The 6,689-nt window shown below is 51.9% G+C and carries 5 protein-coding genes and 1 tRNA gene; 1 reads left to right on the top strand and 5 read right to left on the bottom strand.

The window, feature by feature from the left end:
* The coding region (locus FDX03_RS22695) for an autotransporter outer membrane beta-barrel domain-containing protein (protein ID WP_249356956.1) at positions 1 to 1,884 on the bottom strand (1,884 nt) is incomplete at its 3' end.
* A 201-nt stretch (positions 1,885 to 2,085) separates the two neighbouring features.
* The gene (aroG, locus tag FDX03_RS00515) at positions 2,086 to 3,138 is read right to left on the bottom strand and encodes a 3-deoxy-7-phosphoheptulonate synthase AroG (protein ID WP_137345338.1); all 1,053 of its coding nucleotides are present in this window, start codon (positions 3,136 to 3,138) and stop codon (positions 2,086 to 2,088) included.
* A gap of 375 nt (positions 3,139 to 3,513) precedes the next feature.
* Between aroG and zitB the strand changes: the two genes are divergently transcribed.
* The gene (zitB, locus tag FDX03_RS00520; protein ID WP_115600756.1) at positions 3,514 to 4,455 is read left to right on the top strand and encodes a CDF family zinc transporter ZitB; all 942 of its coding nucleotides are present in this window, start codon (positions 3,514 to 3,516) and stop codon (positions 4,453 to 4,455) included.
* Here zitB and pnuC read toward each other — a convergent pair.
* The 3 genes from pnuC to FDX03_RS00535 all read right to left on the bottom strand — a co-directional run bounded on the left by pnuC (position 4,452) and on the right by FDX03_RS00535 (position 6,599).
* Positions 4,452 to 5,171: a nicotinamide riboside transporter PnuC gene (gene pnuC / locus FDX03_RS00525; protein ID WP_061067547.1), complete on the bottom strand. Its 720-nt coding sequence runs from the start codon at positions 5,169 to 5,171 to the stop codon at positions 4,452 to 4,454. The two genes, zitB and pnuC, sit on opposite strands and share 4 nt — an antisense overlap.
* 27 nt (positions 5,172 to 5,198) lie before the next feature.
* Positions 5,199 to 6,242 carry a quinolinate synthase NadA gene (nadA, locus tag FDX03_RS00530; RefSeq protein WP_137345339.1) on the bottom strand — a complete coding sequence of 348 codons (1,044 nt, stop codon included), beginning with the start codon at positions 6,240 to 6,242 and terminating at the stop codon, positions 5,199 to 5,201.
* Positions 6,243 to 6,523: 281 nt separating this feature from the next.
* A tRNA-Lys gene (locus FDX03_RS00535) sits at positions 6,524 to 6,599 on the bottom strand.
* Positions 6,600 to 6,689 lie beyond the last annotated feature (90 nt).

The raw sequence follows: 6,689 nt of genomic DNA on the forward strand, positions 1-6,689 counted from the left end.
ATGGTCCTTCGCATCCGCAAACCAGGTGGCATAAGCCCCAAGATTGTAACCGGCTACGTTACCACTGGCAGAAAACTGGCTCCCATCCGCCCCTCGGTTACCGGTGCTGTCCGTATCGGCGTTGATATAGCTCACCATCAGCCCTGCTTTCAGGCTCTGCACGCTATCATCCCAGCTCAGTATATCGCCGCCAATCTGGAGCTGAGAATAGTTGCTGTCAATATCCACATGACCGTTTGCAGCCTGTGATGATGCATCACCTGCTTTAAAGCGCATCCACATACTGCCGTCATCGGTACGTAACTGGCTGCCTTCGCGGTCATAAAGGGTCTGCATTTGCAGATTACGCGCCATCCACTGGTTGCCGAGATAGGCGCCGATATCAGCGCGATACTGAGGGTCCACAGGGACGGCATTGCCACCGTCATCCGGATTAACCGGAGTGACATCGCCACCGTCGTCAGGATTAACCGGGGTAACGGTCTGCGAGCGCAAATACCAGTCACCACCGTCCTGATACAAGCGGTATTCATACAATCCGACCTGAACCTGGTTGCCCTGGGTGAAGACGCCGTCAGACTGACCGCCGACATCTATCACCTCGATCCCCTGCGTGGTGAGGGCTCCGTCCCCGGCAGTATTAGTAACAAAGACAGTGGTCGTGCCTGCGGTATCGCCGGAAATGAGGAGCTTATCCGTCGGGGAGGCATCATCCCCCAGCTGTGTATTAAGGGATAGCGTGCCATTATTACCGGTGTAATTGCCGTTAATGGTGAGGGTGTGACCGGTCTCATTGCTCTGACTGATGGCGATGTTGCCAGCATTCGAGACATCATCATTGATAACGCCGGTACCGCCGAGGGTTGCCCCAGCAGCGACGCTGACAGAGCCGGAAGGTAGGTAGCCCATTAACTGCGAAGATGAGCCAGATACTGTGGGGACGCCGATAACGGCAGAATCAGCGAGCCAGAGGGTGCCTTCGTCGACAAGCGTGTCACCAGCGTAAGTGTTGTTACCGGTAAGCAGCAACGTACCCTGCCCGGTTTTTTGCAGGGACCCAATGCCCTGAATGCTGTTGCTCTCGGTACGGGAGGCTCCCGCGTCGAGGTCATAATCCAGGATCCCACTGTTGGTGATAACACCGGTCACGGCATTAACGGTGGCGCCGGTTTTAATCAGGGTAGTACCTTCAAGGATGGCATAATCTGATTCCAGCCAGAGTGAGCCGCCGCTGTTGACGGTAGTGTTGCTGGCGAAACTGGCTGTTTCTCTGCCGTCCACGTGTGTTCTAAGTACCAGCGCCCCCCCCTGATTTACAGTCGTGTTTTTAACGATACCATAGACTTCCTGCACACCCTTGTTATTGATGGTCGCGCCGCTGGATAACCCAGAAACGCGTTCCTTTCCACCAGCATTGATGACGGAATCCACTGCGGTTCCGTACACATCGTTTCTTGCTCCCGAATTGATGGTAGTGTGTTCTGCTGTACCATAGACATCCTGTTGGCCTTTTCCGCTCAGCACGGCATTCACGGAGGTGCCATTCTCCTGAATCTGGAGAATGCCTCCCGTTACCTGCGCATCCTGAGACAGTCCACCGTCCATGACATACTGCAGCCCGCCTTCTATCGTCGTATTGAAGGCGCTGCCGTAGACCATCTGATGGTCATTTGTGGCATTCAGGGTCTCTCCACTAACGGACTCACCGGCCGCAACAGTCGGGGTATAATCCGCCATCGCCGGACCAGAGAGTAACCCCAGCAGCGTGGCGATGCCTGCCGCCCTGGCCTGGTTTTTTATCTGACTGTCACCCTGTGCAAATTCAGAAGCCACGACATACATATTACGCGCGGTATTCCAGACGATGTTAAAGCTTTTATTCATATTCATCCCTTTATATTTATATTAAATCCTGGGAATATGATAACCCTGGATTTAATATATTTATTACAGGAATGATAAAATTAGGAATATATTTATATTCACCTTAGAAATATATTGAGTATATAAAATAAAATGAGCTTATTAATATTAATTAAAAAAACCGGCCTGATTCGCCGGTTTTAATAAGGAAGGAAGATAACTTTAACCGCGACGCGCCTTGACCGCATCCGCCAGCTGGCGCAGCACTGCATCGGTGTCTTCCCAACCAATGCAGGCATCAGTAATGCTTTTGCCGTAGGTCAGCGGCTCACCGCTATCCGGGTTCTGATTACCCTCGACCAGATGGCTTTCGATCATCACGCCAATAATCGCTTTTTCGCCGCCAGCGACTTGTCCACAAACGTCTTTCGCAACATCCATCTGCTTTTTGAACTGCTTGCTGGAGTTGGCATGGCTAAAGTCGATCATCACTTGCGCAGAGAGTCCTGCTTTAATCAGACCTTCTTTTACGTCTGCGACGTGCTGAGCACTGTAATTTGGCTCTTTGCCGCCGCGCAGAATAATATGGCAATCGCCATTACCGCTGGTATTCACGATCGCCGAATGACCCCATTTGGTCACGGACAGGAAGCAGTGTGGCGCTCCTGCGGCGTTGATTGCATCAATCGCGACTTTGATCGTGCCATCGGTACCGTTTTTAAAACCAACCGGGCAAGACAGACCCGATGCCAGCTCGCGGTGTACCTGGGACTCAGTGGTACGCGCCCCGATCGCGCCCCAACTCATCAGGTCGGCGAGGTATTGCGGCGTGATCATGTCGAGGAATTCACCCGCAGCCGGCAATCCGCTGTCGTTGATATCCAGTAGCAATTTACGTGCAATGCGCAGCCCATCGTTGATCTGGAAACTGTTGTCCATGTGCGGATCGTTGATCAGCCCCTTCCAGCCGACGGTGGTACGCGGCTTTTCAAAATAGACGCGCATGACGATTTCAAGCTCGCCTTTTAACTCTTCGCGCAGCGCCAGCAGGCGAGCGGCGTACTCTTTGGCGGCTACCGGATCATGAATAGAGCACGGCCCAATCACCACTAACAGGCGATCGTCGCTCCCTTTCAGAATTTTATGAATCGCCTTACGGGCATGAGCCACCGTGTTTGCGGCATTTTCAGTAGCGGGGAATTTTTCCAGCAGTGCGACTGGCGGTAATAACTCGTTGATCTCTTTGATGCGTAAATCGTCGTTCTGATAATTCATGATTATTCCAGCGTTGCCATACTTATATAAATGAATGCAATCCCTCCAATCTATATCTTCAGTCATTAAGTGTAAACGGGGTTTTACAGTACGAACCGTGTTATCCCGGGATTACGCAAAAAAACGCAAGAATGTAGCGAATAATCAGATCCAAACCGCAAATTCCAACTGTAATTGCGGATTTTATTATTATTTTCAAAATTCTGTGCTGGCTATCGATGCACATTGTGGATTTTTACCCACTGTACTGTAAGGCAATGCCCAATATTTACGTGGCTGATAACGGGAGAATAGAAGCTCTCCTTTTTAATTTTATCCCCCCAAAAACGGTATGATGTCATACAGTAAAGGTGAGAATAACAAAGGGATGGCACAATGGCGCACTCACATACTCATACTTCCCCTGACCAGCCAAAGGATAATAACGCCCGTCGACTGCTGTTCGCCTTCTGCATTACAGCGGGGTTCATGCTGGTTGAAGTGGTGGGAGGGATACTCTCCGGCTCGCTGGCCTTGCTGGCCGACGCCGGGCATATGCTTACGGATGCAGCAGCACTGCTTTTCGCGCTGCTGGCCGTCCGGTTTTCCCACCGACCGCCCACAATACGACACACCTTCGGCTGGCTGAGGCTCACGACGCTGGCCGCGTTTGTTAATGCCATCGCATTGGTCGTTATCACCATTTTAATCGTCTGGGAGGCGATTGAGCGCTTCCAGACACCTCGTCCTGTGGCGGGCGGCATGATGATGGTTATCGCTGTCGCGGGTTTACTGGCCAATGTGCTTGCTTTTTGGGTTTTACATCGCGGCAGTGAAGAGAAAAACCTCAACGTCCGCGCCGCAGCGTTGCATGTAATGGGGGATTTACTCGGCTCGGTCGGGGCGATCATCGCTGCGCTGATTATTATCTGGACGGGCTGGACCCCTGCGGACCCTATTCTCTCTATTCTGGTTTCCGTACTGGTGCTGCGCAGTGCCTGGCGATTGTTAAAAGATAGCGTCAATGAATTGCTGGAGGGCGCACCTCATGCGCTGGATATCGCCGCCCTACAGCGACATCTCAGCCGGGATATTCCCGAAGTTCGCAATGTGCACCATGTCCACGTCTGGATGGTGGGTGAAAAGCCGGTCATGACGCTGCATGTGCAGGTGATCCCGCCGCACGATCATGATGCCCTGCTGGAGCGTATTCAGCATTTCCTTATCCATCACTACCAGATTGAACACGCGACGATCCAGATGGAGTATCAGCCATGCAATGGGCCGGACTGCCACCTGTATCAGGGCGTGTCCGGCCATTCACATCATCACCATTAATGAGACAGCGCGTGGGAACCTCGTTCACGCGCGCTGTTAATCCACATCCTGCTCCCGTTGAGGGCGATAACCGTCAGGATCATGTATTCCAGAGACATGGCATACACCCCTTGCAGGGCAAAGATCACCACGCTGATTACGTTGATGATTACCCACAGCAGCCAGTTTTCAACGTATTTGCGCGTCATCAGGATCATCGCCACAATCGATAGCACCATCATGCAGGAATCCCAGAACGGGAACGCATCGGGTTGCAGTTCAGGCACAGCAACCTGTAACCCCAATGCCTGCATTATGTTGACCGCAATGCGAGTCAGGAACGCAAACACCGGATCGATATAGACCGACATCAGGCCGATCGCTACCACGCAGGCCGCCAGCCAGCCCAGCGCTTTTGGTAACGGTAGCCAGCGAATTTTAAGTTCCGCTTCATGCTGGCTGGTTTGCCGGGACCAGGCGTACCAGCCGTAGATGTTGGCGGCAAAGAAAAAGACTTGCAGCAACAGGCTGGCATAAAGCTGGATCTGAAAGAAGATAATCGCAAACAGCGTGACGTTTATCAGGCCGAAGAAGTAATTGCTTATTTTCTCAAGGCTCGCCAGGCCAATACACAGCAACCCGGCGATCGTCCCCACAGCTTCGATCCACGACAGATCGTAACCACCCGCGCCAATCGGAATATGTACCAGGATGTTCTGCGTGCTAAAAAAGTCCATCTTTTCCCCCAGAGCAAAAAAAATTAATTAAGCTCGAAGTGTAGCCGCAAATTCCAACATGCGGTTTAACGGCAACAACGCCCCTTCTCGCAGCGCAGCATCAACATGTATCTCATGATCCGCTCCGCCTTGTTCCAGGCCCTCAGCAATCGCCTTGAGGCCGTTCATCGCCATCCACGGACAATGCGCACAGCTGCGACAGGTTGCCCCCTCACCGGCCGTCGGCGCTTCAAGCAATTCTTTATCCGGAACGGCCTGCTGCATTTTGTAAAAAATGCCCCGGTCAGTCGCCACAATCAGCTGCTTATGCGGTAACGATTTAGCTGCGGTGATGAGCTGGCTGGTTGAGCCAACCGCATCGGCCATATCAACGATAGACTGAGGGGACTCTGGGTGCACCAACACCGCAGCATCAGGGTAAAGCGCTTTCATACGCGATAAAGCCTGGGTTTTAAATTCGTCGTGAACAATACAGGCTCCCTGCCAACAGAGCACATCTGCGCCGGTCTGTTTTTGCACGTAGTTGCCCAGATGTCTGTCCGGGGCCCAGATGATTTTTTCACCTAAACTATCAAGATGCTCAATAAGTTCCACTGCGATACTGGACGTGACTACCCAATCCGCACGTGCTTTTACGGCGGCTGAGGTATTGGCATAGACCACCACGGTGCGGTCCGGATGCGCGTCGCAAAATGCGCTGAACGCATCAATCGGACAGCCCAGATCTAATGAACATTCCGCCTGTAAGGTCGGCATCAGGATAGTCTTTTCCGGGCTGAGAATTTTGGCGGTTTCTCCCATAAACCTTACGCCCGCAACCAGCAGCGTAGAGGCAGAATGTTTTGCACCAAACCGCGCCATCTCCAGCGAATCTGAGATACAGCCACCAGTCTCTTCAGCCAACTGCTGAATTTCAGGGTCGGTGTAATAGTGCGCGACCATGACGGCATCACGCTCTTTCAGCAGACGTTTAATTTTCTCTCGATAAAATTGCTTTTCATCCGCACTCAGCAGCGCTGGCTTCGGCGGAAACGGATAAATTGCTGCTTCTGGATCAAACATCACGCTCATCTTGCTTTCTCGTTTTACTGGCTTAACGAAATAACCGATTAAAAGCGTGACGCACGCCATATTCGGTTAGAATTGTTTTGTATGCTAAACAAGATAGCGGATTGGTGTAGAAAAGTCACAAGAATTGCGTGTGATGCATGCCGAATGGCGACTGACGTCTTATCCGGCCTACATGAGTCGTGTCGTCTGTAGGGCTGATAAGCGAAACACATCAGGCAAGCAGGTTCGAATCAAAAATCCTGCGCATAGCAAAAAGGCGCCTTTAGGGCGCCTTTTTACACTGGTGGGGCGTGCAGGATTCGAACCTGCGACCAATTGATTAAAAGTCAACTGCTCTACCAACTGAGCTAACGCCCCATTTGGGTGTTGCCTGAAAATTTTTTACTCGGAACCACCAAAATAGTGGTGGGGCGTGCAGGATTCGAACCTGCGACCAATTGATTAAAA

Origin of the sequence: Citrobacter sp. wls827, from assembly GCF_005280875.1 — a bacterium.
Classification (GTDB): Bacteria; Pseudomonadota; Gammaproteobacteria; order Enterobacterales; family Enterobacteriaceae; genus Citrobacter; species Citrobacter youngae.

Coding starts and splice junctions, on each gene's coding strand:
- aroG (WP_137345338.1), bottom strand. CDS start 3,138: ATGAATTATCAGAACGACGATTTACGCATCAAAGAGATCAACGAGTTA.
- zitB (WP_115600756.1), top strand. CDS start 3,514: ATGGCGCACTCACATACTCATACTTCCCCTGACCAGCCAAAGGATAAT.
- pnuC (WP_061067547.1), bottom strand. CDS start 5,171: ATGGACTTTTTTAGCACGCAGAACATCCTGGTACATATTCCGATTGGC.
- nadA (WP_137345339.1), bottom strand. CDS start 6,242: ATGAGCGTGATGTTTGATCCAGAAGCAGCAATTTATCCGTTTCCGCCG.